The organism is Nocardia sp. NPDC058518, assembly GCF_042719655.1.
In the GTDB taxonomy this organism is placed as follows: Bacteria; Actinomycetota; Actinomycetes; order Mycobacteriales; family Mycobacteriaceae; genus Nocardia.
Genome location: NZ_JBHXNJ010000030.1, coordinates 1 through 1,511 on the forward strand (window position 1 = coordinate 1; position 1,511 = coordinate 1,511).

Sequence of the window (1,511 nt, forward strand, 5' to 3'; positions counted from 1 at the left end):
TATCGTGCTTGCAAATGTAAGTGCAGATGCACGCTCATTCCTGAGCTGCGACTGACAAAACCCGAGCTAATCCCGAACTTCGGTCGCTCGGCGCGACAGGTGGATACCGTTGCCGCGCAAGGACAGTGGGCGAAGGGATTGATGTGATGCTGTGCACTCACGTGCCGGACTGGACTCTCCAGGCGGTCATCGCCGGACAGGACAGGGCCACCGACATTCTGGCGATCCCGACGTGCCAGGACTGCGCACTCACGCTGAGCAACGAGATCGTGAGAGAAACCAGCCTTCCGGTCACCTTCAGGCGCTTCAGTCCAGGCGATACCGCCTCGCAGATCAGTTGAGTCGACCGCGGGCTCGTTGCAGCTCGTAGACGTGGGCGCGGTCCTCGTCGTCGTCGAGCCCACTGATCTCGCGGGCAACTAGGCGCATCTCCGCACCGAGTAGCTCGCGCTCGATCGTGGTGCAGTCCGCGAGCTCGAAGTTCGATTCGGTGCAGATCCAGTTCCACTGGTCGATGCCCGGTGGGGGCACGGTTGTGATCAGCTCGCAGACCGGTTGGGCGGGCCGGTAGCCCTGCGCGTACAGCTCGGCTTCGGCATCGGCCCAGTCCTGGTGTTGCTCCGGTGTCCAGTGCGCTCGCGGGTCCGCGCCCCAAGACAAGTCGCGGTGTTCCGCTCCGTCATCCATGTTGCTCATCGAGGTCAGGGTCCGAGGATGGCGCGGATCTGGTCGGCCGCGCGGCGTGCGATCGGTTCGTCGAGTACCGCGATCGGGCTTTCGGCCTCGGCGAACCAGGACGAGCCGACGGTGAAGGGGGCGCCGGTGAGCGCGACCCCGACCGGGCCGAGGTCGCAGATGATCGCGTCACCGGCGAGCTGGTCGGCGACGACTTCGACGATGACGTACTGGCGGCGGATGCGGTTGAAGTCGTCGCTGCTGACGATCAGGCAGAGCATCCCGCCGGGCAGGACCGATCCCGACGGGGCGTTCCACACCTCGCCGAATCGGGGGTTGGCCATCAGCTGGCCCGGGAGCGGCTGATCAGGCTCGCGGTCAACGCGCTCGCGCGGTCGGGGGTGTAGCCCGCGGCGTTGAGGGTGGCACTGTCGGCGGCCAGGCGTCGGCGCATGTCGTCGCGGTGGACCAGCGACGCCAGGAACGCCGAGCGGTCCATGCCGGCCTCGTTCGCGCGGCGGGCGAGGATTTCCAGGGTTTCGTCGTCGAAGCTCACCGACGTCTTACGTCCAGCCATACCGCCAACCATACCGCCATCGGAAGTACGGACTTGCGGGATTGCAGACGAACTGTAGGGAAGGTCTTCGCGAGCTGGTCTGTGAAGTTGGCGCGCGGCAGCGGGCCGACCGCTGCACTTCGACGAAATACGAAGTGGGGGGGGGGGGGGGGGGCCCCCCCCCCCCCCCCCCCCCGGGAGTTTTTTCTTGTCATGGGACAGGGAGGGAGAGGAAAGGATGCGAGCACAACACAACCCCCCAAACTCGGGTGGGGGGGTG

The 1,511-nt window shown here is 66.2% G+C and carries 4 protein-coding genes; 1 reads left to right on the top strand and 3 read right to left on the bottom strand.

All coding sequences use genetic code 11. From position 1 onward, the window contains the following. The first annotated feature begins 146 nt into the window (after nt 1–146). On the top strand, nt 147–341 hold the full coding sequence (locus tag ACFWPX_RS33235) for a hypothetical protein (RefSeq protein ID WP_378932085.1): 195 nt from the start codon (nt 147–149) through the stop codon (nt 339–341). Here ACFWPX_RS33235 and ACFWPX_RS33240 read toward each other — a convergent pair. From ACFWPX_RS33240 to ACFWPX_RS33250, 3 genes are read right to left on the bottom strand one after another with little or no spacing between them, the layout of a single operon-like run. Further along, nucleotides 334–696, bottom strand: a complete 363-nt coding sequence (locus ACFWPX_RS33240; RefSeq protein ID WP_378932087.1) for a hypothetical protein — start codon at nt 694–696, stop codon at nt 334–336. The genes ACFWPX_RS33235 and ACFWPX_RS33240 overlap by 8 nt on opposite strands. A gap of 5 nt (nt 697–701) precedes the next feature. After that, complete coding sequence (locus ACFWPX_RS33245) at nt 702–1,019, bottom strand: hypothetical protein (protein ID WP_194828242.1); 318 nt, start codon at nt 1,017–1,019, stop codon at nt 702–704. Beyond that, nucleotides 1,019–1,252 carry a hypothetical protein gene (locus tag ACFWPX_RS33250; protein ID WP_378932089.1) on the bottom strand — a complete coding sequence of 78 codons (234 nt, stop codon included), beginning with the start codon at nt 1,250–1,252 and terminating at the stop codon, nt 1,019–1,021. Before ACFWPX_RS33250 ends, ACFWPX_RS33245 begins: the two co-directional genes overlap by 1 nt. Nucleotides 1,253–1,511: the final 259 nt, after the last annotated feature.

Bases quoted from the DNA above. Each gene is read 5' to 3' on its own strand.
- ACFWPX_RS33235 (WP_378932085.1), top strand. From the start codon at position 147: ATGCTGTGCACTCACGTGCCGGACTGGACTCTCCAGGCGGTCATCGCC.
- ACFWPX_RS33240 (WP_378932087.1), bottom strand. From the start codon at position 696: ATGAGCAACATGGATGACGGAGCGGAACACCGCGACTTGTCTTGGGGC.
- ACFWPX_RS33245 (WP_194828242.1), bottom strand. From the start codon at position 1,019: ATGGCCAACCCCCGATTCGGCGAGGTGTGGAACGCCCCGTCGGGATCG.
- ACFWPX_RS33250 (WP_378932089.1), bottom strand. From the start codon at position 1,252: ATGGCTGGACGTAAGACGTCGGTGAGCTTCGACGACGAAACCCTGGAA.